Here is a 21,655-nt window from a genome sequence, read left to right as displayed (position 1 = left end):
TCCGACGGTCGAGGTGCCGTGTCCGACGGTCGAGGTGCCGTGTCCGACGGTCGAGGTGCCGTGTCCGACGGTCGAGGTGCCGTGTCCGACGGTCGAGGTGCCGTGTCCGACGGTCGACGTCCCGTGTATGACGGTCGACGTTGCGTGCGCGCTGATCGACGTTCCATGCGCGGCGACCGACGTACCGTCTCCGGCTACCGACGTTCCGTGCGCGGTGATCGACGTTCCGCGGACGGCGGCTGCCTGCGCCCCGTGCTCAGCGTCGAACGCGCCGTACGAACCTCGGAACGCACCGGTCGGAGCCGGCGCACCGGTGACCACGATCGGAGCAGCGCTGGTGGTCACGGCGGTGGCGACCAGCGCCAGCGCGACTAAGAACTTTCCTGGCATCGTTGAACCTCCTGTGGGGCGGAAATTTCCCGCCACCGTAGGAAGTACCGTCGTCCCGCGGCGAGACCTGTTCAATCGCGCGTTTCAGTTACCCCGCAATTCTGTTGAACGGGCGAAGAGTTCGTTCAGCTCGCTCTGGGGGATCTGGTCCTGGGCGAAGGTGATGGTCCCGTGGGCGGCGAGTTCTTCGGCGCTGCGGCGGATGAAGCCCAGCGCCGCCCGCGCGATGCTGCCGCCGAGGCTGATCCGCTGGACGCCCGCTTTGAGGAGGTCTGGGACGTTCAGCGTCGAGGAGCCGAGGCCGATCACCACGTTCACCGGGCCGTCGACCTCACGGACGATCGTGGTGATGGTGTCGAGGTCGTTGACGCCAGGAATGTAGAGGCAATCGGCGCCGGCCGCGCGGAACCGGTTGGCCCGGTCGATGGAGTCGGCAAGAGACGTGGGTGTCTTGATGAGTTGGCCGTCCGTGCGGGCGGTGAGGACGAAGTCAGGCCCGGCTGCCTCCCGCGCGGCGACGATGCGGTCGACGGCGAGAGCGACGTCGTACAGGTTGCGGCCGTCATAGTCCTCGATGTTGCCGCCGACCAGACCCGCCTCACGCGCCAGCACGATGGTCTCGGCCACCCGCTCAGGCGAAGCGCCGTACCCATCCTCAAGATCACCACTCACCGGTACGGCGACCGCCGCCGCTATCTGCTGCATGCGCTCGAACATGTCCTCCCGCGACACGCTCGGTGCCCCGTCGGGCAGCGTGTGATCGCCCTTGGCAAGCGAGAACGCGATCCCGGCACTCGTCGTCGCGATCGCCGGAAACCCCGCCGCCGCAAGGAGAACGGCGCTCCCCGCATCCCACGCGTTCGGCATCACGAACCCGGTCGGCGCCTCATGCAGTTCCCGAAATCCAGTCATACCGGCATCCTGTCACCGCCCCCGGACAGTTCTCGAGACGTCCCCGAACGCCCGGCCGTAACGATCGTTCCGCCACGCGCCGGTCACCCGTTGACCCGACCTTGAGCACGGTTAAACCGCCTTCGCGGCGCACGGATGGTCGAGGGGTGCTCAAGGTGCGCGTCGCCTCCCACCTTGAGCACAGTTCAACCGATCCGAACGACGGGAAGTGGTTGAGGGGGCTCAAAGTGCGGGGCCTTGCGCCTGCTACCCACCGGTGGCGATTTGAGCGGATCTCCCTTCACCTTGACGGTTCTCCCCTCAAAATACGGGCAGAGAAGCGTCAACTTGAGGGGATCTCCGGTGAAATGGTCGGGGGCCGGGCGACGGCGGGCGGGCAGGGTCCGCCTCGGCAGCGACTTCCACCAGACGAAGCGATGCCCGTCGGGTGGGGTGCCCGCGCCACCAGTGGGGCCCGGAGACAGGAATGGGGTGCCCGGGCCACCAGTGGGGCCCGGAGACAGGAAGTGGTGGCCGGAGACCTGTGGCACCAGGTCTCCGGCCATAGCCAGGTGTCTCACGCCGCTCGTGGCGGCGTGAGCGGCGTTACTGGATTTGGGAGGCGGCTTCTTCGTCTAGGAGCCAGAGGGTGCGGTTGCGGCCCTTGGGGGCGGAGGCCGGGAGGGTGCTGGTCTCCTTGAGGGCCTCGGCGACCGCCTCGGCCTTGTCCGCGCCGGAGACGACGAACCAGACCTCGCGGGACCGGTTGAGCGCCGGGACCGTGAGGGAGATGCGGGTCGGCGGCGGCTTGGGGGAGTCGTGGACGGCGACTGCCGAGACGTCCACGACGTCGAGCTGCGGGTAGCCCGGGAAGAGCGAGGCCACGTGGCCGTCGGGCCCGACGCCGAGCATCAGTACATCGAATGCCGGTACGGCGCGGCCCTTGACGTCACTGAGCGCGGAGATCGTGGCGGCCAGTTCGGTCGCGTAGGCCTCGGCGGCGTCCTCGGGGGACTGGCCGGTGTCCGCGGGCATCGGGTGCACGCGGGCCGGGTCGAAGTCCACGTGGTTCAGCAGTGCGTCGCGTGCCTGGGTCTCGTTGCGCTCGGGGTCGCCGGGCGGCAGGAACCGCTCGTCGCCCCACCAGAACTCGACCCGCTGCCAGTCGATCGTGGCGCTGGCGGGGGACTCGGCCACGGCCTTGTAGACCGCCGCCGCGACCCGGCCGCCGGTCAGCACGACCTCCGCGACCCGGCCGTTGCTCTGGGCATCGACCAACGCGGTGACGAAGCGTGCCGCCACCGCGTTGGCCAGCGCCGACGCGTCGCGGTGGATCAACAGCTCGGACTCGACCTCGCGCTCCGGGCCGCTCATGACCGGCCCGCCACGCGCTTGGACGCGGTCTTCTTCGCGGCCGTCTTCTTCACCGCGGTCTTCTTGGCGGCCGTCTTCTTCGCCGTCGACCGGGTCGCGGTCGAGCCAGTGGCCGAGCGCGCCACCGTCGACCGGGCCCCGGTCGAACGGGACGAGGTCGAGCGGGAAGCCTTCGACGCTGTGGGCTTCTTGGCCGTACTCTTCTTCGCCGCGGCGTTCCTCGACACCGCCGCCTTCTTGGTCGCGCTCGCCTTCTTCCCACCCGCGTGCGCCTCGAGCTCGGCCGACGCCGCCTTCCCGGCGACTCCGGCCGTCTTCGCGGCAGCCCGGCTCACCGCGGCCTGGGTCGAACGGCGGTCGGCGTCGCTGACCGTCTTGGCCGAGGCGGGCATCTTCTCCCGCTCAACCATGCAGGCCAGCGTCTTCGCGTACACGTCGTCCGGGTCGAGGCGCCGCAACTCCTCGCTCAACAGCTCAGACGGCGTGCGACGCTTGAGCGCGACCGGTCGATCCGGAGCACCGGGGATGGTGAACGTCGCCACCGATCCATCCGGACGGGTCAATGCGATCGGACCGGACGCAGTGAACATCCGTACGGCGGTGATGCCCGGGCCGCGCGAGTTCTTGTGCTCGACCGGAACCCCCAACCGGCACTGCAGCCACGCCGCCATCAGGTCCGCCGACGGGTTGCCCTTCGCCGAGACGACCTCAGCCGCCAGCACCTTGGTCGGGTACTGGTCGAGAGCTGCCGCCATCAGCGCACGCCACGGCGTGAGCCGCGTCCACGCGAAGTCGGTGTCGCCCGGCGCATAGCCCTCGGCACGCGCGGTGAAGTCCACCGTCGCGCGACGGCCGGACGCCGCGTCGGTCACCCGGCGACGGGCGAGACGACCCAGCGGGTCCTCAGCCGGAACCTTCGGTCCGCCACCCGGCCACCAGACGATGACGGGGGAGTCCGGCAGCAGCAACGGTGTGATGACGGACTCGGGAACCCGAGCGAGCTCACCGTGCAGCCGCAGCAGCACAGCCTCACCCGGAATGCCCTCGCCCACGCGGACCTCGGCATCGAGGCCCGCGGCTCCACGCCCCGGCCGCAGAATCGCGACCAGCACACGGGACGGGTGCTCACGGCCGGCCTCGTTGGCCGCCTTCATCGCGTCGTGGTGCGACGCCTCGTCGACGACGACCACGATCGTGCCGACCATGCCCATGGCCGGCGAACCCGCGCTCCGGCGGGCCTTCAGCAGCGCCGACGCGATCTCGCTCGACGTCGTGTTGGTGAGGTCGATGATCATGGCCGCCTCCAGCTGCGTCCGTCGCGGGCGAGCATCTCGTGCGCCGAGTCCGGGCCCCAGTCACCGGAGGCGTACTGCTCCGGCTTGCCGTGCTCGGCCCAGTAGTTGATGACCGGGTCGAGGATCTTCCAGCCCAGCTCGACCTCGGTGTGCTGCGGGAACAGCGGCGGGTCGCCGAGCAGGACGTCCAGGATCAGCCGCTCATAGGCTTCCGGCGACGATTCGGTGAAGGAACCGCCGTACTGGAAGTCCATGTTCACGTCGCGGATCTCCATCGACGTACCGGGCACCTTGGCGCCGAAGCGCATCGTGATGCCTTCGTCCGGCTGGATGCGCAGGACCAGGGCGTTCTGCCCCAGCTCCTCGGTCTCGGTCTTGGTGAACGGCAGGTGCGGTGCGCGCTTGAACATCACCGCGACCTCGGTCACGCGGCGCCCGAGCCGCTTGCCGGTGCGCAGGTAGAACGGGACGCCGGCCCAGCGCCGGGTGTCCACGTCGACCCGCATCGCGGCGAAGGTCTCGGTCGCGGAATGCGCCGGGATGCCGTCCTCCTGCAGGTAGCCCTTGACCTTGCTGCCACCGGCCCAGCCGGCGGCGTACTGACCGCGGGCGGTGTGCAGGTCGAGGCGCTCGGGCAGCTTGACCGCCGCGAGCACCTTCTTCTTCTCCTGCCGCAACGACCACGCGTCGAAGCTGACCGGCTCCTCCATCGCGACCAGTGCGAGCAGTTGGAGGAGGTGGTTCTGGATCACGTCGCGGGCTGCACCGATGCCGTCGTAGTACCCGGCCCGGCCGCCGATGCCGATGTCCTCGGCCATCGTGATCTGGACGTGGTCGACGTAGTGGCTGTTCCAGACCGGCTCGAACATCGCGTTGGCGAACCGCAGCGCCAGCATGTTCTGGACGGTTTCCTTGCCCAGGTAGTGGTCGATCCGGAAGACCGCCTCGGGCGGGAAGACCGACTCGACCACGCGGTTCAGCTCACGAGCACTCTGCAGGTCGTGGCCGAACGGCTTCTCGATGACGACGCGCCGCCACGAGCCTGGCTTCTCCTCGGTGAGGCCGTGCTCGGACAACTGCTGCACGACCTGCGGGAACAGGCCTGGCGGGATGGACAGGTAGAACGCGTGGTTGCCACCCGTCCCACGGCTGACGTCCAGCTCGTCCACGGTCTCGCGCAGCCGTTTGAACGCCTCGTCGTCGGTGAGATCACCGGGCACGAACCGGAAGCCCTCGGCAAGCTGCTGCCAGACCTCCTCGCGGAACGGCGTCCGCGCGTGCTCCTTCACCGAGTCGTGCACGATCTGCGCGAAGTCCTGGTTCGTGAAGTCGCGGCGGGCGAACCCGACCAGCGCGAAACCCGGGGGCAGCAGCCCCCGGTTCGCCAGGTCGTAGACCGCCGGCATCAGCTTCTTGCGGGCCAGGTCACCCGTGACACCGAAGATCACCAGGCTGCACGGCCCGGCGATCCGCGGGAGCCGCCGGTCCTGGGGATCCCGCAGCGGGTTCACCGGGCCGACCGGCCCTTCGTCGAGCTCAGCGGTCATCAGCCGCAATCCTCCTGGTTACTTACTTCGCGAACAGAGAAAGCAGTTGCTGTACGCCGCTCGCCGGGTCGGTGAGGTGGAGCCGCAGCACCGGCCGGCCACGATCGGCCAGCACGGTCGCGTCACCGGCAGCCTGCGCCGTGATCAACGTACCGAAAGTGAACGGGCGATCCGGGATCTCCACATCGGCCGGGTGTGCCGCGGTGATCTGGAGGAAGACGCCCTCCGGGTGACCACCCTTGTGGTACTGACCGGTCGAGTGCAGGAACCGCGGTCCCCACCCGAAGGTGACCGGGCGACCGGTCTGCGCGGCGATCGCCGGGCGGACCCCGATCAGGTCGGCGTCGCGCTCGGAGTCCAGGTAGGCCATCACTGCGACGTACCCGACCTCGTCGAGCTTGCCCAGCAGCGCGTCAACCGCGCCCTGGAGCGAGTCGACACCGTCCAGCAGACCCTCGGAACCACGCACCTCGACGACGCCGTCGGTGAAGGCGGCCTCCTCGGGCTCCGGCTGCGCGTCGAGCAGACCGCGGGCGGCCTTCTTCGCGCTCTCCACGTCCGGCTGGTCGAACGGGTCGATGCCCAGCAGGTAGCCGGCCACCGCCGTCGCGACCTCCCAGAGCAGGAACTGCCCGCCGAGCGAACCCGACGTGAGTGCCGTCGGTACGCCGCTGGTCGGCTTGCCGGCCAGCAACGCGTTCGTCAGGTCGGTCGCCTCGCTGGTCAGCTCCGGCGCACCGAGCTCGACGGCGACCGGCAGTACGCCGGTGCCCTGCTTTCCGGTGCTCTCGGCAATCAACTGCTCGGCCCAGTCCGGGAAGCCGACGATGTCGGATCCGTCGGCCGTGATGATCGCCTTGTCGCGGCCCTCGGAAGCAGCCAGTACGGCGCCCAGCCACAGTGCCGGGTTGTCCGTCGAGTCGGCCTGCAACGCAGGAGCCGCCTCGGCAGCCTGGTCGAGCAGGTCGGCGATGTCCGCACCGGCGAGGCCGGACGGCACCAGACCGAACGCGGTCAGCGCGCTGTAGCGGCCGCCCACGTTCGGGTCGGCGAGGAACGTCTTGCGGTAGCCCTCGTCGGCCGACAGCTTCTCGAACGGCGAACCCGGGTCGGTGACGACCACGATCCGCGACGCCGCGTCGATCCCGGCGTCGGTGAACGCCTTCGCGAACGTCCGGCGGTGGCTGTCGGTCTCGACCGTGCCACCGGACTTGCTGGAGACGACGAGAACCGTCTTGGAAAGGTCACCGGCCAGCGCCCGGCCGACCACGCTCGGGTCGGTCGAGTCCAGGACGACGAGGTCGACCCCTGCCGTACGGGTGATGACCTCAGGTGCCAGCGACGAACCGCCCATGCCGGACAGGACGACGCGGTCGATGCCCTCGGCCCGCAAGTCGGCCTGCAGGGCCTCGATCTCGACCAGCAGCGGTCGCGAGGTCTCGTGCAGGTCCACCCAGCCGAGCCGGATGGAGGCCTCGGACTCGGCGTCCGGCCCCCAGATCGTCGCATCCTTCGCGGCGATCCGGGAGGCGATCTTCTCCTCGACGAGCTTGTCGACGACGGCCGACCAGTCGCCGTTGTGGGTCGTTACTCCAGTCACTTGGCCGCACCCTTCAGGGCCGACGCGACGGTCTCCTGCAGCTCGGCCCAGGAGGCGTCGAACTTCGCGAGGCCCTCGTCCTCGAGGATCTGCACGACCTCGTCGTACGAGATGCCCAGCTTCTCGAGGTCCGCGATCACCTTGCGGTCGGCGTCGTAGTTACCGCGCACGGTGTCCCCGGAGAACTCGCTGTGCTCCTCGGTCGCCTTGATGGTTGCCTCGGGCATCGTGTTGACCACGCCCTTGGTGACCAGGCTGTCGACGTACAGGGTGGGGGAGTAGGCCGGGTCCTTGACGCCGGTCGAGGCCCACAGCGGACGCTGCGGCTTGGCGCCGACGGTCTCGATCTCGCGCCAGCGGTCGGTGTCGAAGATCTCCTCGTACGCCTCGAAGGCGAGCCGCGCGTTCGCGACGGCGGCCTTGCCCTTGAGCGCCTTCGCCTCGTCCGTGCCGATGGCGTCCAGGCGCTTGTCGACCTCGGTGTCCACCCGGCTGACGAAGAACGACGCCACGCTGGCCAGCTTGGTCACGTCGTGACCGTTCTCGATCGCCTGCTCCAGGCCGGACAGGAACGCGTCCGCGACGGCCTTGTAGCGCTCGAGGGAGAAGATCAGCGTCACGTTCACGCTGATGCCGGCGGCCAGCGTCGCGGTGATCGCGGCCAGGCCCTCCTTGGTGGCGGGGATCTTCACGAAGACGTTCTCGCGGCCGACGATGTCCCACAGCTGCTTGGCCTGCTCGATCGTCTTGGCGGTGTCGTGCGCCAGCGTCGGCTCGACCTCGATCGAGACCCGGCCGTCCTGGCCGTCGGTGTCGTCGTAGATCGGCTTGAACAGGTCGGCGGCGTCACGGACGTCGCTGGTCGTGATGAACCGGATCGCCTCGTCGACCGAGATGCCCTGCGCGGCCAGCTTGCCGACGGTCTCGGCGTACGCGTCGGCGTCCGAGATGGCCTTGGCGAAGATGGTCGGGTTCGTCGTCACCCCGACGACGTGCTTGTCCTCGATCAGGGCCTGCAGGCTGCCGTTGGTCAGCCGCAGCCTGGACAGGTCGTCGAGCCAGATGGAGACACCCGCGTCGGCGAGTGCTTTCAAGCGATCAGTCATGTCCGATGCCTTCTTCCGGAATCTTCTGTTGTGAGGTGTCAGTTGGAGACGTCGGCCGGTCCGACCGGACCGCTGGCGGCACGCTTGGGCGCGATCCCCGGGCCGGAGATCTGCGCGGCGGTGGCGATGCTGTCCTTCGCGGCCTGGACGACGGCGGCGGTGGTGATGCCGAACTCGTCGTACAAGGTCTCGTAGGCAGCGGACGCGCCGTAGTGCTCGATGCTCACGCTGCGGCCGGCGTCGCCGACGACGGCGTGCCAGCTCTGCGCGATGCCGGCCTCGACCGAGACCCGGGCCCGGACATCGGCCGGGATGACGGTCTCGCGGTAGGCGTCGTCCTGCTCGTCGAACCACTCGCGCGACGGCATCGACACGACCCGGGCCTTGATGCCCTCGTCGGCCAGCTTGGCGCGGGCCTCGACGGCGATCTGCAGCTCGGATCCGGTGCCGATCAGTACGACGTCCGGCGTGCCGTCGGTGTCGAGGAGCGTGTAGGCGCCCTTCTTCACGTTCTCCGTGGTGGCGTAGCCGTCGGTGCCGCGCGGGAAGGTCGGCACGTTCTGCCGGGTCAGCGCGAGCGCCGCCGGGCGGTCGGTGTGCTCGAGGATGGTCTCCCAGGCAGCGGCCGTCTCGTTGGCATCACCCGGACGGACGACGTCCAGACCCGGGATCGCGCGCAGCGCCGACAGGTGCTCGATCGGCTGGTGGGTCGGGCCGTCCTCGCCGAGGCCGATCGAGTCGTGCGTCCAGACGTAGGTGACCGGCAGCTTCATGAGTGCCGCCAGCCGCACGGACGGGCGCATGTAGTCGGAGAAGACCAGGAACGTGCCGCCGTACGGACGGGTGCCGCCGTGCAGCGCGATGCCGTTCAGGACCGAGCCCATGCCGTGCTCACGGATACCGAAGTGCAGGACGCGGCCGTACTCGTCGCCCTGGAACTCCTTGGTGGCGTGCTCGGCCGGGATGAAGGACGGCTGGCCCTTCGGGGTGGTGTTGTTCGAGCCGGCCAGGTCAGCCGAACCGCCCCACAGCTCCGGCAGCTCCGGAGCGAGCTTCGTCAGTACGTCGCCCGAGGCGGCGCGGGTGGCGACACCCTTCTCGCTGGCCTCCCAGCTCGGGAGCGCATCCTTCCAGCCGGCCGGCAGCTCACGCTTGGCCAGGCGGGCGAACAACTCTGCGCGCTCCGGGGCAGCGGCCTTCCAGGTCTCGAAGCCGGCGTTCCACTCGTCCTCGAGCGCCTGACCGCGCTCGACGGCCTCGCGGGTGTGGGCGATCACGTCGGCGGCGACGTCGAAGGTCTTGGCCGGGTCCCAGCCCATGACCTCCTTGGTCGCGGCGACCTCATCGGCGCCGAGCGCCGAACCGTGGATCTTGCCGGTGTTCTGCTTGTTCGGGGCCGGCCAGCCGATGATCGTGTGCAGCCGGATGAAGCTCGGCTGGTCCGTGACCGCCTTGGCCGCCTGGATCGCGTCGTACAGGGCCTGGACGTTCTCCTCGTAGCCCGCGCCGCCGTTGGTCCAGTCGACGTCCTGGACGTGCCACCCGTACGCCGCGTAGCGCGCGTTGACGTCCTCGGAGAAGGCGATGTTGGTGTCGTCCTCGATGGAGATCTTGTTCGCGTCGTAGATCACCGTCAGGTTGCCGAGCTTCTGGTGACCGGCCAGCGACGACGCCTCGGCCGAGACGCCCTCCTCGAGGTCACCGTCGGAGGCGATCACGTAGACGTCGTGGTCGAACAGGCTCTCGCCCTTGGCGGTCTCCGGGTCGAACAGACCGCGCTCGCGGCGGGCGGCCATCGCCATCCCGACCGCGTTGCCGACACCCTGGCCGAGCGGACCGGTCGTCGTCTCGACACCGGGGGTGTGCTCGTACTCGGGGTGGCCCGGGGTCTTGGAGCCCCAGGTGCGCAGCGACTTCAGGTCGTCGAGCTCCAGGCCGAAGCCGGCCAGGTAGAGCTGGATGTAGAGCGTCAGGCTCGAGTGTCCCGCCGACAGGACGAAGCGGTCGCGACCGGCCCAGTGCGGGTCGGCCGGGTTGTGCCGCATCACCTTCTGGAACAGCAGGTACGCCGCCGGCGCCAGGCTCATCGCCGTACCGGGGTGGCCGTTGCCGACCTTCTCCACGGCGTCCATCGCCAGGACCCGCACGGTGTCGACCGCACGCTGGTCGAGGTCGGTCCATTCAAGCTTGGGGCTGGTCTTCTCCGTCACGCCGGCGGCGCTCCTCTCGATGGCTGTCAACACCCGTGCTGGTGTTCGGTCAGGAGCCTACTCGCCAGCACGTTTCAGGCGTCTCACAGATGAGCAACTCGGACGTGAACACCGTTGTTCCCGGTCCGGGCCAGGGTCTGTCAGATCACATTCGCCGACTCACCCCCGGGGGGTGGTCGAGCCCTCCTACGAGGCGTCGTAGACTGTCGAACCGTCAGCGCCGGTACCCCGGCGTCAACCTTCTGAGTTCGAGGTGTTCGTGACGGCCGTCGACCCGCGTCCAGCCGCGACGACGTCGTACCCGACGCCGCTGCCGGATCCTTCCAGCCTGGTGGGCCCGTCAGTGCGCGACGTGGTGAAGGCGTACGTCGGTCTGACCAAGCCACGCATCATCGAGCTGCTGCTCATCACCACCGTTCCGGTGATGTTCCTGGCCGCCGGGGGAGTCCCCGGGCTCGCGGTCGTCGCGTGGACCCTGATCGGCGGCATCCTCGCCTCCGGCAGCGCCAACACGATCAACTGCGTGCTGGACCGCGACATCGACGAGCAGATGCGCCGCACCCGCCGCCGACCGCTCCCGCGGCACGCGGTCAGCCCGCGCTCGGCGACCTTCTTCGGTGTCGTCCTGGGCGTGCTCGCCACGCTCGAGCTCGGCTTCCTGGTGAACTGGCTGTCGTCCGGCCTCGCGCTGGCCGCGAACCTGTTCTACGTCTTCGGCTACACGATGATCCTGAAGCGCCGGACGGTGCAGAACATCGTCTGGGGCGGGATCGCCGGCTGCTTCCCGACCCTGATCGGCTGGACCGCGGTCACCAACGAGCTGGCCTGGACCCCGATCGTCCTGTTCGGCGTCGTCTTCTTCTGGACGCCCCCGCACACCTGGTCGCTCGCCATGCGCTACCGCGAGGACTACGCCTCGGTCGACGTCCCCATGCTCCCCGTCGTCGCGACCCCGGTCGCCACCGCGCGGCAGATCATGGCCTACTCGGTCATCATGGTCCTCACCTCGATCGCCCTCTGGCCCGTCGCTGACACCGGCTTCGTCTACCCGGTCGCCGCGATCGTCCTCGGCATCGTCTTCCTCCGCGAAGCCCGAGCCCTCCTCCTCCGCGCCCACACCGGCGCCGACGGAGCAGCCCTGCGCCCCATGCGGCTCTTCCACTTCTCCAACATCTACCTCGCCCTCCTCTTCATCGCCGCAGCCATCGACCCCCTCCTCCGCTAAAAGACACCGCCTCCGGCGGGAGCGGTGATGGTGGAAGGTCGTCCCTCGGCCGGGATGTGGTTCGGGGGATGAGCGCTTGAAGGACACCGCCTTCGGCGCGATGTGGTGATGGCGGAGGGGTAGTCCCTCGAACTACACGTGGTCCGAGGGATGAGTGGTTCGGGCAAGCAAGAGCCTCCTCCGAGTAGGCGGCACGCTGGTGTGTCGCCGCCGCACCCCACTACCCATCCGGGTGAGCACCGGCCCCGGTCGCGGTCAGGCACACGGTCGGCCGGGGGATCACCTTCGACCATCACCACGTGCGCCGAAGGCGCCTGGAAGAACGAGTCGCCGCCGGAGGCGGTGTCCTGTGAACATGGGTGTGGCGGGGTGGGTACGGAGAGTTCTGCCCTTGGGGACCTTGACCACAAGGGGTTGTGGTGTTGCGATGTTGAGGTCTGTGGAGGGGCTCCGCGTCTGGGGAGGCACAGATCCAGGGGGTAGGCACGTGGGCGCACGAATACGCATTGCTGCGATGGCAGCACTGGCACTGACAGGGTCGATGCTGGTCGCCGGGCAAGCCGAGGCGACCGGCGTACTGAGGCCTGTGGCAACCAATCTGGACGGTCCACGGGGTGTGGCGACGTATGGGCACAAGGTGATCTACGCCGTCACGGATGGCTCGGTCTACGCCACCGATGGTCACAAGCGCTGGAAGCTCGGGCAGGTACCGGGTGGGTTCCCGCCGGCGATCGACACGAACGCCTGGGGTACGACGTACGCCCTGACCGGCGCGGGTGGTGAGCCCGGGGCCCCGCCGACTCCGGGTAGCTCAACCCTGTACCGGCTACGGCCCGGCAAGTCGCCGGTCGTGGTTGCCGACATCGCCAAGTACCAGGCGCATGACCCGGACCCGTACAACCAGGCCGACTCACCGACTGAGACGAACCCGTTCGGTGTGGCGGCGCTGCGCGACGGGACGGTCCTGGTGTCCGATGCCGCGAACAACGATCTGCTCCGCGTCTGGCCGAACGGCAAGATCAAGACCGTTGCCCGGCTGAAGCCGCGGCTGGTCAAAACCCCAGCGGGCCTGGGATCCGAAGCACCGCCGGCCGGTACGCCGTTCCTCGCCGAAGCCGTCGCGACCTCGGTCACGGTCGGATCGGACGGCTACTGGTACGTCGGTGAGCTCCGCGGCTTCCCGGCCACGCCAGGCACGTCCGAGATCTGGCGGATCAAACCCGGCTCGGTGAACGCGGTCTGCGATCCCGCCAAGCCGCACAAGGGCAACTGCAAGCGGTACGCCGACGGCTACACCTCGATCGTCGACCTCGCCGGCGGCCCGCACGGCAAGCTCGCCGTGGCCCAGCTGGCGCGGGACAGCTGGCTGAAGTTCGAGATGGGCGGTTCACCGATCGGCTCGCTGATCGTGCAGGACAAGTGGGGTCACCGCAAGGAGCTTGCCCGAGGCAAGCTCAACCTGCCCGGTGGCGTCGCCTACAACCGCTGGGGCGACCTCTACGTCTCGTCCCCGGTCTTCGGCCCCGGCGCCGTCTACAAGGTGAGGTAGTCAACCTCTCGCTCTGTGCCTGAGGCCCGTGACGTGCGTTGCCCGGTAACGTCCGAAGATCCGGAGACGGGCACTTCGGTTTTTCGGACGTTGAGGGGGTGGCGGAGTTAACGTCCGAAGGATCGGAGGCGGGCTCTTCGGTTTTTCGGACGTTGGCAATGTGCGTGGGGTTAGGTGGCGGGGGTGCCGCGTTCGCCGTAGACGGCGGTTACCAGGGCGATGAGGAGGGCGGCGAAGGCCATGTGGATCAGGACGAGGACCCAGGGGAGGTGGGTGAAGTACTGGGTGAACCCGACCGCACCCTGCAGGAGCTCAGCGGCGAATAGCCAGGCGGCCAGCTTCCGGAGGGTGCGGGACGTGGCGGTTACGCGAGTCGCGATGACCAGGGCGATCGTGATGCCGACCAGGCCGAACACCACGTCGGCGTGCAGCTGGCTGATGAGTTCTTCGTCGAACCCGTTCCGCCCGGTGTCCGGGTCACCCGAGTGGGGACCCGCACCGGTCACCAAGGTGCCGAGGGCAACCGTCAGCCAGACCGCCACCACGGACGCCGTCGCGAGTGCACGGACGACCGGGGGAGTGTGCGGGTAAGGGCTCGTCCGCGACCGGCGCATCATCGACACGGTGAGCGTGATGATGATCGGCGACACCAAGAAGTGCGCCGACACGATCCACGGGTTGAGCCCGGTGAGCACGCTGATCCCACCGATGACCGCCTGCAGCGGGACACCGAGAGCGGCCGCGGTCGCCAGCCGACGCAGGTCCCGGCGGATCGGCCGGTACCGCATCACGGCCAGCCAGGTACCGATCGCCACCAGCGCGACCACGAACCCGAGCATCCGGTTGCCGAACTCGATCGCGCCGTGGATGCCGAGCGCGGCATGCGGCACGTACGACGAGTCCGTGCAGGACGGCCAGGTCGGGCAGCCGAGCCCGGAGCCGGTCAGCCGGACGAGTCCACCGGTGATGACGATGCCGATGTTGACGATCACCGAAGCCCAGCCCCAGCGCCGGACCGCGTCCAGGCTCGGCTCGGGCACCAGGCGCCAGAACCGGCCGACTGGTTCAGTCTCTTGGGGCGGGGTCTCGGTCGTCATCACCGGCACACTCTAAAGGTCAGTCCCATCGGAAGGTTCGGGAGACCAGGTAGCCCAGGACTCCGGCCCACAGAGCGAGTGATAGTGCTGCGGCCCAGGGCACGATGCCGTGGACGGTGGAGTTCGACAGTCCGTTGGCCAGGGCCGCGCTGGGCAGCAGCCGGACGACGCTCTGCATTCCCTCGGGGTACTCGTCCACTGGCGTCATCACCGCACCACCCACGAGTAGCAGCAGATAGAGCAGGTTCGCCGCCGCGAGTGTCGCCTCGGCCCGCAGTACGCCGGCCATCAACAGACCGAGTGACGCGAAGGCCGCCGTACCGCAGAGAACAGTCAGTACGACGCCGACCACCGCGTTCGCGCCGCCGGCCGGCTTCCAGCCGAGTGCGAACCCAGCGCCGATCAGTACGGCGAACTGGATCACCTGCACGATCAGAACCGCGCCGATCTTCCCCGCCAGCAGCCCACCACGTGACAGGGGAGAGGCGCCGAGCCGCTTGATCACGCCGTACCGGCGTTCGAAGCCGGTGGCGATCGCCAGCGAGGTGAACGACGACGACAACACAGCCAACGCCAACACCCGCGGTACGGCGTCGTCGATCGGCCGGGCGTCACCTAGCGGCAGCCGGTTGCCCAGGCCGGTGGCGCCGAGCAGCAGGAGCAGTCCGAGCGGGATGACCAGCGCCAGGAGCAGTTGCTCGCCGTTGCGGATCAGCAGCTTGAACTCCATCCGCGTATGCGCGAGCACCTTCCGCGACCAGGGAGCACTACCCGGCTGCGGAGCGTACGTCACGGGCACAGTCATGAGTTCTCTCGCTTCGGTGCCGTCAGTTCGAGGTAGACGTCCTCGAGCGACTTCGTGTGATGCTCGGTCAACGCGTCCGGCGTACCGGAGGCGATGAGCTTCCCGGCCGCCATCACGTGCACCTGGTCGGACAGCTGCTCGGCCTCGTCCATCGCGTGCGTCGTCAGTACGACGGTCACTCCGTCATCCCGCAGGTCCCGGATCAGCTGCCAGATCTCGCGCCGTCCATGCGGGTCGAGCCCGGTCGTCGGCTCGTCCAGGAACGCGATCTCCGGCCGCCCGACGATCGCCAGCGCGAGCGACAGCCGCTGCTTCTGGCCACCTGACAACCGCCGGTACGGCGTTTTGCCGCACGTACCGAGGTCGAGCCGTTCCACCAGCGCGTTGATGTCGAGCGGGTGCGAGTGCAGCGAGGCGACGTACCGGAGCATCTCCAGTGCGCGGACCCCGGACCAGGCGCCGCCGTCCTGCAGCATCACGCCGATCCGTGGCATCAGCTCGTCGTGGTCGGCGATCGGGTCCAGCCCGAGCACCCGGACGCTGCCGGAGTCCGGTCGCCGGAACCCCTCGCAGGTCTCCACGGTCGTCGTCTTGCCGGCCCCGTTGGGGCCGAGCACGGACGTGACGGCGCCGACGGTTACGGTGAGAGTGAGCCCGTCGACCGCAGCCTTCTCGCCGTACCGCACGACGAGGTTGTCGATCTCCACCGCGACTGGCACAAACCGCAGCATAGAGAACCCCCGGACGTGACCTCGCTCACGCCCACCTCTTTTCTTCCGTGGCGTGACGTGAATCGGTTAGGGGAGCCTTATTTGAAGGGCTCCGCTATTTACGCGACACTGATGTTGTGAAAACTTCCGCAGCCACCGGAAAGGGCGCCGCAGCGGCGCCTGCTACCGGCAGTGCGCGGGACGAGTCCACCCGTGACCGGGTGGCCCGGTCGATCCTGACCAACGGCCCGTCCAGCGCCGCGGTGCTCGCCGAGCGCCTCGAGCTGACGCCTGCCGCCGTCCGGCGGCACCTCGACCACCTGCTCGACGAGGGCCTGGTCGAGTCCCGCGAGGAGCGTGTCTACGGCCCCCGTGGCCGCGGCCGCCCCGCGAAGGTCTTCGTGCTGACCGACTCCGGCCGGCACGCGTTCCACCAGGCGTACGACGACCTGGCCGCCACCGCGCTGCAGTTCATCGCGGAGGCCGGCGGGGACGAGGCGGTCGCGGAGTTCGCGCGCCGTCGCGCCGTCGAGGTGGGACAGCGGTACCGGGAGCTGATCGACGCCGCTCCCGACAGTGACAAGGCGGACGCGCTGGCCCAGGCGCTCACCGGCGACGGCTATGCCGCCTCCACCGCGGTCCAGGGTCAGGGCACACAGCTCTGCCAGCACCACTGCCCGGTCGCGCACGTGGCCGAGCAGTTCCCCCAGCTGTGTGAGGCCGAGACCGAGGTGTTCGCCACCTTGCTCGGCCGGCACGTCCAGCGGCTGGCCACCATCGCCCACGGCGACGGTGTCTGCACCACACATATCCCGGGGCCTGCCCCGGTTTCCTCTGTATCCGACGGCGAATCTGCGAGGACTGCACGATGACGCAAACAGCTCACCCCGAACTGGAAGGCCTCGGCAACTACCAGTACGGCTGGGCCGACTCCGACGCCGCCGGCGCGGTCGCCCAGCGCGGCATCAGCGCCGACGTCGTGCGCGGGATCTCCGCGCTCAAGAGCGAGCCGGAGTGGATGCTCGACCTGCGGCTGAAGGGCCTGAAGCTCTTCGACCGCAAGCCGATGCCGTCGTGGGGCGCCGACCTGTCCGGGATCGACTTCGACAACATCAAGTACTTCGTCCGGTCGACCGAGAAGCAGGCGACCAGCTGGGAAGAGCTGCCCGAGGACATCAAGAACACCTACGACAAGCTCGGGATCCCGGAGGCGGAGAAGCAGCGCCTGGTCGCCGGTGTCGCCGCGCAGTACGAGTCGGAGGTCGTCTACCACCAGATCCGTGAGGACCTGGAGGAGCAGGGTGTCATCTTCGTCGACACCGACACCGGCCTGAAGGAGTACCCGGAGCTGTTCCAGGAGTACTTCGGCTCCGTGATCCCGGTCGGCGACAACAAGTTCGCCGCGCTGAACACGGCCGTGTGGTCCGGCGGCTCGTTCATCTACGTGCCCAAGGGCGTCAAGGTGGACATCCCGCTGCAGGCCTACTTCCGGATCAACACCGAGAACATGGGCCAGTTCGAGCGGACGCTGATCATCGTCGACGAGGACGCCTACGTCCACTACGTCGAGGGCTGCACCGCGCCGATCTACAAGTCGGACTCGCTGCACTCCGCGGTCGTCGAGATCATCGTGAAGAAGGGCGCCCGCTGCCGCTACACGACGATCCAGAACTGGTCGAACAACGTCTACAACCTGGTCACCAAGCGCGCCACCTGTGAGGCCGGCGCGACGATGGAGTGGATCGACGGCAACATCGGTTCCAAGGTGACGATGAAGTACCCGGCCGTCTACCTGATGGGTGAGCACGCCAAGGGCGAGACCCTGTCGGTCGCGTTCGCGGGCGAGGGTCAGCACCAGGACGCCGGCTCGAAGATGGTGCACAACGCGCCGTACACGTCGAGCTCGATCGTGTCGAAGTCCGTGGCCCGCGGTGGCGGCCGGACGTCGTACCGCGGTCTGGTCGAGGTCGCGCCGGGTTCGCACCACAGCAAGTCCACGGTGCGCTGTGACGCGCTGCTGGTCGACACGATCAGCCGCTCCGACACCTACCCGTACGTCGACGTCCGCGAGGACGACGTGGCGATGGGGCACGAGGCGACCGTCTCCAAGGTCAGCGACGACCAGCTCTTCTACCTGATGAGCCGGGGGATGGCCGAGGACGAGGCGATGGCGATGATCGTCCGCGGCTTCATCGAGCCGATCGCCCGCGAGCTCCCGATGGAGTACGCGCTGGAACTCAACCGGCTCATCGAGCTGCAGATGGAAGGGGCCGTCGGCTGATGTCGACCGAAACTCTGGTTGCCACCGGCAACAAGGCGCACTCGCACGGGCCGGGCTCCCCGGTCCCGTTGCAGGCCCGGAGCGAGCGGCCGACGTCGTACGACGTCGATGTCTTCCCCGTGCCCAACGGTCGCGAGGAGGAGTGGCGCTTCACCCCGGTGAAGGCCCTGAAGGCGCTGTTCGAGGACTCCGAGCCGACCGAGACGCCGAAGATCGACGCCTCCGGCCCGGAGCAGGTCACCATCGAGACCGTCGTCGCCGACGCGCTCAAGGTGCTGACCCCGCAGGACCGCCCGGCCGCGATCGCGTGGAAGCACTCCCCGTCGGCCCTGGCCGTGCGGATCCCGAACGAGGCCGAGCTGACCGAGCCGGTGCACGTGAACGTGGCCAGCCTCGGCGGCCGCGGCTACACGCACCTGATCGTCGAGGCCGGCCGGCACAGCCGCGGTCTCGTGATCATCGATCACACCGGTGCGGGCGAGCTGGCCGGCAATGTCGAGATCAAGGTCGGCGACGGCGCCGAGCTGCGGGTCGTGAGCATCCAGCAGGGTGACCACGAGTCGCTGCACCTGGCCCAGCACGACTCGCTGGTCGGTCGCGACGCCAAGCTCAAGCACGTCGTCGTCACCCTCGGCGGCAAGGTCGTCCGGATCAACGCCAATGTCCGGTACGCCGGTCCTGGCGGCGACGCCGAGTTCCTCGGGGTGTACTTCGCCGAGGGCGGCCAGCACCACGAGCACCGGCTGTTCGTCGACCACGAGGCCACCAACTGCAAGAGCAACGTGCTCTACAAGGGTGCGCTGGCCGGTGACAACGCCCGCTCGGTCTGGATCGGCGACGTGCTGATCCGCGCCGCGGCCGAGGGCACCGACACCTTCGAGCTGAACCGCAACCTGGTCCTGACCGAGGGCGCCCGCGCCGACTCGGTGCCGAACCTGGAGATCGAGACCGGCGAGATCGAGGGCGCGGGACACGCGTCCGCGACCGGCCGGTTCGACGACGAGCAGCTGTTCTACCTGCAGGCCCGGGGCATCCCCGAGGACGCCGCCCGCCGGCTGGTCGTGTCCGGCTTCTTCAACGACATCATCGGCAAGATCGGTGTCCCCGAGGTCGTCGACCACCTGCACGAGGTGATCGAAACCAAGCTGGCCCGCACCGCTGAGCTGAGCGCCACGGCCAAGGCGGCTCTCGGCCAGTGAGCGACAGTTTTGAGCGCGCCTGCGCCGCCACCGACGTACCGGACGAGGGAGTCGTCTCGGTGGAGATCGGTGGCGTCGAGGTCGCGGTCGTGAAGAGCGAAGGACAGTTCTTCGCGGTGCGGGACGAGTGTTCGCACGCGCAGATCCAGCTGTCCGAGGGTGACGTCGGCCAGTGCGAGATCGAGTGCTGGCTGCACGGGTCGCGCTTCGACCTGCGCACCGGCGAGCCGACCAGCCTGCCGGCCTACGACCCGGTCCCGGTCTACCCGGTCCGCCTCGACGGCACCGACGTACTCGTTGACGTCAAGAACCCCTTGAACCAGAAATCCTTGTAGAGCAGACGGAGATAGAAGAAACCTCATGGCGACACTCGAGATCCGCGACCTGCACGTGTCGGTCGACACCGAGAACGGCCCGAAGGAGATCCTGCGCGGGGTCGACCTGACCATCGCCGGTGGTCAGACGCACGCGATCATGGGCCCGAACGGTTCCGGCAAGTCCACGCTGGCGTACTCGATCGCCGGCCACCCGAAGTACAACGTCACCAGCGGCACCGTGACGCTGGACGGCGAGGACGTGCTGGACATGGCCGTCGACGAGCGCGCCCGGGCCGGCCTGTTCCTGGCCATGCAGTACCCGGTCGAGGTCCCCGGCGTGTCGGTGTCGAACTTCCTGCGGACCGCCAAGACCGCCATCGACGGCGAGGCCCCGAAGCTGCGCACCTGGGTCAAGGACGTCAACAAGGCGCTGGCCGACCTGGACATGGACGCCGACTTCGGCAACCGCAACGTCAACGAGGGCTTCTCCGGTGGTGAGAAGAAGCGCCACGAGATCGTCCAGCTGGAGCTGCTCGACCCGAAGATCGCGATCCTCGACGAGACCGACTCCGGCCTCGACATCGACGCGCTGAAGATCGTCTCCACCGGGGTCAACCGGTTCGCCGAGAAGGGCGACAAGGGCGTTCTGCTGATCACCCACTACACCCGGATCCTGCGCTACATCAAGCCGGACTTCGTGCACGTGTTCGTCGACGGCAAGGTCGCCGAAGAGGGCGGCGCCGAGCTGGCCGACGAGCTCGAGGCGAACGGCTACGAGCGCTTCCTGAAGGTGACCACCAAGTGACCGACGCCCGGACCTTCAGCAGCCCGTTGGACCTGCAATCGGTCCGGGCTGACTTCCCGATCCTGTCGCGCGAGTTGGCGGGCGGGTTCCCGCTGGTCTACCTGGACTCGGCGAACTCTTCGCAGAAGCCGGTCCAGGTCGTCCAGGCGATCTCCGATCACTACCTCAAGCACAACGCCAATGTCGCGCGCGCCATGCACCAGCTCGGTGCGGAGGCGACGGCGGCGTACGAGGGTGGTCGCGACAAGGTGGCGGCCTTCCTCGGCGCCACCAACCGCGACGAGATCGTCTTCACCAAGAACGCCTCCGAGGCGCTCAACCTGGCCGCGCACACGCTCGGCGCGTCGCTGAAGCCGGGCGATGTCGTGGTGATCTCCGAGATGGAGCACCACAGCAACATCGTCCCGTGGCAGCTGCTGTGTGAGCGCACCGGCGCGACGCTGAAGTGGTTCGGGGTGACCGACGACGGCCGGCTCGACCTGTCGAACATCGACGAGCTCCTGACCGAGCAGACCAAGATCGTCTCGCTCACCTGGGTCTCGAACGCGCTCGGCACGATCAACCCGATCGCCGACCTCGCGGTCAAGGCGAAGGCGGTCGGCGCGACCGTCGTCGTCGACGCCTCGCAGGCCGTGCCGCAGTTTCCGGTCGACGTGTCCACGCTCGGGGTGGACATGCTCGTTTTCACCGGGCACAAGGCGGTCGGCCCGACCGGTATCGGCGTGCTCTGGGGCCGGTACGACCTGCTCGCCGAGCTGCCGCCGTTCCTCGGTGGTGGCGAGATGATCGAGATCGTCCGGATGACGGGGTCGACGTTCGCGCCGCCGCCGGCCCGGTTCGAGGCCGGTACGCCGCCGATCGCGCAGGCCGTTGGTCTGGGTGCCGCCCTGGATTACTTGTCCGGGATCGGCATGGACAAGATCGCGGCGCATGAGCACGCGCTGGTCGAGTACGCACTCGAAGGGCTGAAGACCGTGAAGGGTCTGAAGCTGCTCGGCCCGACCGACGCCAAGGATCACGGCGGCGCGATCAGCTTCGAGCTGGACGGTGTGCACCCGCACGACGTCTCGACGGTGCTGGACACGCGCGGCATCGCCGTACGGGCCGGTCACCACTGTGCGCGTCCGGTCCACGAGCGGTTCGGAATGCAATCGTCGACCAGAGCGTCTTTCTACCTGTACACGACTCCCGAGGAGATCGACGCGCTCGTCGACGGCCTGGAGTTCGTCCGTAGCTTCTTCAAGGTGGACTGAT

Annotated in this window: 19 protein-coding genes; 8 read left to right on the top strand and 11 right to left on the bottom strand. The window is 68.6% G+C overall.

Annotated features, from left to right (window positions below; genetic code table 11):
• The 8 genes from ACIA49_RS23985 to tkt all read right to left on the bottom strand — a co-directional run.
• Nucleotides 1-390, bottom strand: a 390-nt coding sequence (locus ACIA49_RS23985; protein ID WP_396379538.1) for a hypothetical protein, incomplete at its 3' end; no start/stop codon positions are given.
• Nucleotides 391-474: 84 nt separating this feature from the next.
• The gene (locus tag ACIA49_RS23980) at nucleotides 475-1,302 is read right to left on the bottom strand and encodes an isocitrate lyase/phosphoenolpyruvate mutase family protein (RefSeq protein ID WP_396379537.1); all 828 of its coding nucleotides are present in this window, start codon (nucleotides 1,300-1,302) and stop codon (nucleotides 475-477) included.
• Between the two features lie 585 nt (nucleotides 1,303-1,887).
• Nucleotides 1,888-2,655 (bottom strand): 6-phosphogluconolactonase, encoded by a 768-nt coding sequence (gene pgl / locus ACIA49_RS23975; RefSeq protein WP_396379536.1) that lies wholly within the window; start codon nucleotides 2,653-2,655, stop codon nucleotides 1,888-1,890.
• Nucleotides 2,652-3,950, bottom strand: coding sequence for a glucose-6-phosphate dehydrogenase assembly protein OpcA (locus ACIA49_RS23970; protein ID WP_396379535.1), 1,299 nt, complete (start codon nucleotides 3,948-3,950; stop codon nucleotides 2,652-2,654). Before ACIA49_RS23970 ends, pgl begins: the two co-directional genes overlap by 4 nt.
• Nucleotides 3,947-5,497, bottom strand: a complete 1,551-nt coding sequence (gene zwf / locus ACIA49_RS23965) for a glucose-6-phosphate dehydrogenase (RefSeq protein WP_396379534.1) — start codon at nucleotides 5,495-5,497, stop codon at nucleotides 3,947-3,949. Before zwf ends, ACIA49_RS23970 begins: the two co-directional genes overlap by 4 nt.
• Nucleotides 5,498-5,519: 22 nt before the next feature.
• Nucleotides 5,520-7,097 (bottom strand): glucose-6-phosphate isomerase, encoded by a 1,578-nt coding sequence (locus tag ACIA49_RS23960; RefSeq protein WP_396379533.1) that lies wholly within the window; start codon nucleotides 7,095-7,097, stop codon nucleotides 5,520-5,522.
• Nucleotides 7,094-8,203, bottom strand: coding sequence for a transaldolase (gene tal, locus ACIA49_RS23955; RefSeq protein WP_396379532.1), 1,110 nt, complete (start codon nucleotides 8,201-8,203; stop codon nucleotides 7,094-7,096). Before tal ends, ACIA49_RS23960 begins: the two co-directional genes overlap by 4 nt.
• 38 nt (nucleotides 8,204-8,241) lie before the next feature.
• Nucleotides 8,242-10,335: a transketolase gene (gene tkt, locus ACIA49_RS23950; RefSeq protein ID WP_396379592.1), complete on the bottom strand. Its 2,094-nt coding sequence runs from the start codon at nucleotides 10,333-10,335 to the stop codon at nucleotides 8,242-8,244.
• Nucleotides 10,336-10,666: 331 nt separating this feature from the next.
• On the opposite strand from tkt, the gene ACIA49_RS23945 reads away from it, so the two are divergent.
• Together ACIA49_RS23945 and ACIA49_RS23940 are read left to right on the top strand one after the other, a co-directional pair.
• Nucleotides 10,667-11,638, top strand: a complete 972-nt coding sequence (locus tag ACIA49_RS23945) for a heme o synthase (protein ID WP_396379531.1) — start codon at nucleotides 10,667-10,669, stop codon at nucleotides 11,636-11,638.
• 514 nt (nucleotides 11,639-12,152) lie between these two features.
• Nucleotides 12,153-13,187: a ScyD/ScyE family protein gene (locus ACIA49_RS23940; protein ID WP_396379530.1), complete on the top strand. Its 1,035-nt coding sequence runs from the start codon at nucleotides 12,153-12,155 to the stop codon at nucleotides 13,185-13,187.
• 170 nt (nucleotides 13,188-13,357) lie between these two features.
• On the opposite strand, the gene ACIA49_RS23935 is transcribed toward ACIA49_RS23940, so the two are convergent.
• The 3 genes from ACIA49_RS23935 to ACIA49_RS23925 are packed head-to-tail and all read right to left on the bottom strand — an operon-like array spanning nucleotide 13,358 to nucleotide 15,808.
• Nucleotides 13,358-14,284: a heme A synthase gene (locus tag ACIA49_RS23935; RefSeq protein WP_396379529.1), complete on the bottom strand. Its 927-nt coding sequence runs from the start codon at nucleotides 14,282-14,284 to the stop codon at nucleotides 13,358-13,360.
• 19 nt (nucleotides 14,285-14,303) lie between these two features.
• Complete coding sequence (locus ACIA49_RS23930; RefSeq protein WP_396379528.1) at nucleotides 14,304-15,089, bottom strand: ABC transporter permease; 786 nt, start codon at nucleotides 15,087-15,089, stop codon at nucleotides 14,304-14,306.
• Entirely contained in the window at nucleotides 15,086-15,808 is a 723-nt protein-coding gene (locus ACIA49_RS23925) for an ABC transporter ATP-binding protein (RefSeq protein ID WP_396379527.1), read from the bottom strand. Before ACIA49_RS23925 ends, ACIA49_RS23930 begins: the two co-directional genes overlap by 4 nt.
• Nucleotides 15,809-15,936: 128 nt before the next feature.
• Between ACIA49_RS23925 and ACIA49_RS23920 the strand changes: the two genes are divergently transcribed.
• From ACIA49_RS23920 to ACIA49_RS23895, 6 genes are read left to right on the top strand one after another with little or no spacing between them, the layout of a single operon-like run.
• The gene (locus tag ACIA49_RS23920; RefSeq protein ID WP_396379526.1) at nucleotides 15,937-16,671 is read left to right on the top strand and encodes a helix-turn-helix transcriptional regulator; all 735 of its coding nucleotides are present in this window, start codon (nucleotides 15,937-15,939) and stop codon (nucleotides 16,669-16,671) included.
• A complete protein-coding gene (gene sufB, locus ACIA49_RS23915) occupies nucleotides 16,668-18,080 on the top strand; it encodes a Fe-S cluster assembly protein SufB (RefSeq protein WP_355467393.1) in 1,413 nt (470 codons plus the stop codon). Before ACIA49_RS23920 ends, sufB begins: the two co-directional genes overlap by 4 nt.
• Nucleotides 18,077-19,279 carry a Fe-S cluster assembly protein SufD gene (gene sufD, locus ACIA49_RS23910; protein WP_396379591.1) on the top strand — a complete coding sequence of 401 codons (1,203 nt, stop codon included), beginning with the start codon at nucleotides 18,077-18,079 and terminating at the stop codon, nucleotides 19,277-19,279. Before sufB ends, sufD begins: the two co-directional genes overlap by 4 nt.
• A complete protein-coding gene (locus ACIA49_RS23905; RefSeq protein WP_396379525.1) occupies nucleotides 19,276-19,614 on the top strand; it encodes a non-heme iron oxygenase ferredoxin subunit in 339 nt (112 codons plus the stop codon). The genes sufD and ACIA49_RS23905 overlap by 4 nt, the downstream gene beginning before the upstream one ends.
• A gap of 25 nt (nucleotides 19,615-19,639) precedes the next feature.
• Nucleotides 19,640-20,401, top strand: a complete 762-nt coding sequence (gene sufC, locus ACIA49_RS23900) for a Fe-S cluster assembly ATPase SufC (RefSeq protein WP_391541570.1) — start codon at nucleotides 19,640-19,642, stop codon at nucleotides 20,399-20,401.
• Entirely contained in the window at nucleotides 20,398-21,654 is a 1,257-nt protein-coding gene (locus tag ACIA49_RS23895) for a cysteine desulfurase (RefSeq protein WP_396379524.1), read from the top strand. Before sufC ends, ACIA49_RS23895 begins: the two co-directional genes overlap by 4 nt.
• The last annotated feature ends 1 nt before the right edge of the window (nucleotide 21,655 follow it).

Source organism: Kribbella sp. NPDC051587 (genome assembly GCF_044453945.1).
In the GTDB taxonomy this organism is placed as follows: domain Bacteria; phylum Actinomycetota; class Actinomycetes; order Propionibacteriales; family Kribbellaceae; genus Kribbella.
Note: the sequence above shows the minus strand (reverse complement) of the source record. Positions and strands in the feature narration are given on the sequence as shown.

Bases quoted from the DNA above. Each gene is read 5' to 3' on its own strand.
- ACIA49_RS23940 (WP_396379530.1), top strand. From the start codon at position 12,153: ATGGCAGCACTGGCACTGACAGGGTCGATGCTGGTCGCCGGGCAAGCC.
- ACIA49_RS23980 (WP_396379537.1), bottom strand. From the start codon at position 1,302: ATGACTGGATTTCGGGAACTGCATGAGGCGCCGACCGGGTTCGTGATG.
- sufC (WP_391541570.1), top strand. From the start codon at position 19,640: ATGGCGACACTCGAGATCCGCGACCTGCACGTGTCGGTCGACACCGAG.
- sufB (WP_355467393.1), top strand. From the start codon at position 16,668: ATGACGCAAACAGCTCACCCCGAACTGGAAGGCCTCGGCAACTACCAG.
- tkt (WP_396379592.1), bottom strand. From the start codon at position 10,335: ATGGACGCCGTGGAGAAGGTCGGCAACGGCCACCCCGGTACGGCGATG.
- zwf (WP_396379534.1), bottom strand. From the start codon at position 5,497: ATGACCGCTGAGCTCGACGAAGGGCCGGTCGGCCCGGTGAACCCGCTG.
- tal (WP_396379532.1), bottom strand. From the start codon at position 8,203: ATGACTGATCGCTTGAAAGCACTCGCCGACGCGGGTGTCTCCATCTGG.
- pgl (WP_396379536.1), bottom strand. From the start codon at position 2,655: ATGAGCGGCCCGGAGCGCGAGGTCGAGTCCGAGCTGTTGATCCACCGC.
- ACIA49_RS23930 (WP_396379528.1), bottom strand. From the start codon at position 15,089: ATGACTGTGCCCGTGACGTACGCTCCGCAGCCGGGTAGTGCTCCCTGG.
- ACIA49_RS23935 (WP_396379529.1), bottom strand. From the start codon at position 14,284: ATGACGACCGAGACCCCGCCCCAAGAGACTGAACCAGTCGGCCGGTTC.
- ACIA49_RS23970 (WP_396379535.1), bottom strand. From the start codon at position 3,950: ATGATCATCGACCTCACCAACACGACGTCGAGCGAGATCGCGTCGGCG.